Consider the following 1,062-nt stretch of genomic DNA (forward strand, 5'->3'; position numbering starts at 1 on the left):
CGGCAACGGCTCCACCGGACGCACCACCTCACCCGGCACACCCAACGGCTCACGGCTGGTGGCGAGTACGCGCAGTCCGGGACAGCGGGTGAGCAGGGACTCGGCCAGGGCGGCGGCAGCGCCGATCACATGCTCGCAGTTGTCCAGGATCAACAGCGTGTCGCGGTCCGCGAGATGGTCGACGAGCCGCGCGGTGGGATCGTCCCGTACGGACCGGCCCTCATAGGTGACGAGCTGGGTCTCGCGCAGTCCGAGCGCGCTCAGTACGGCTCCCGGTACGGCGGACGGGTCCTCCAGCGGCGCGAGTTCGGCCAGCCAGGCGTCCCTGGGCGCGGACTCCTCGGCGAGCCGGGTCTTGCCGGAGCCGCCGGGACCGGTGAGCGTGACCAGCCGGAAACGGCTCAGATCGGCGCGGATCGCGTGGAGTTCGGACTCGCGGCCGACGAAGGAGGTCAGCCGAGGACGCAGATTCCCGCCGGGCCGGTGAGGCTCGACCGCAGAGACGCGCGCCGCGTCCGTACCCGCGAGCAACCGCGCGTGCAGTGAGGTCAGTTCGGGCCCGGGATCGGCGCCGAGTGCGTCCGCGAGGACGCGGCGGGTGTCCTCGTACGCGGCGAGCGCGTCGGCCTGCCGGCCCTCCGCCGACAGGGCCCGGATGAGCTGGGCGCGGAAGGGCTCGTCGTACGGATGGGCCGCGACCAGCTCCGTCAGCTCCGGTACGAGCGGGCCCGTGGCGCCGCGCCGCAGATCGGCCTCGACGCGCTGCTTGAGCGCGGCCAGCCGCTGGGCCTCGGGCCGTATGCCATGACCTCGTACGCCATGGTCTCGTACGCCGTGGTCTCGTACACCACGGCCTCGTACACCACGGTCCCGTACGCCGTCGTCACCGCCGGGCAGATCGGCGAGGGCCGGACCTCGCCAGAGCGCGAGCGCGTCACGCAAGGTGCGGGCGGCGGTCTCCGGGTCGCCCGCGTCGAGCCGCTCGGCGCCCTCGCGCGCGAGCCGCTCGAAGACGTACAGGTCGATGTCGTCCCGTACGGCGGCCAGCCGGTAGCCGCCGGG

At 73.6% G+C, this 1,062-nt stretch carries 1 protein-coding gene; it reads right to left on the bottom strand.

The window, feature by feature from the left end:
• Window positions 1–1,062 (bottom strand): BTAD domain-containing putative transcriptional regulator (locus GA0115259_RS38090; RefSeq protein ID WP_141716890.1); only part of this gene is annotated, 1,062 nt, incomplete at both ends.

Origin of the sequence: Streptomyces sp. MnatMP-M17 (assembly GCF_900091995.1) — a bacterium.
In the GTDB taxonomy this organism is placed as follows: domain Bacteria; phylum Actinomycetota; class Actinomycetes; order Streptomycetales; family Streptomycetaceae; genus Streptomyces.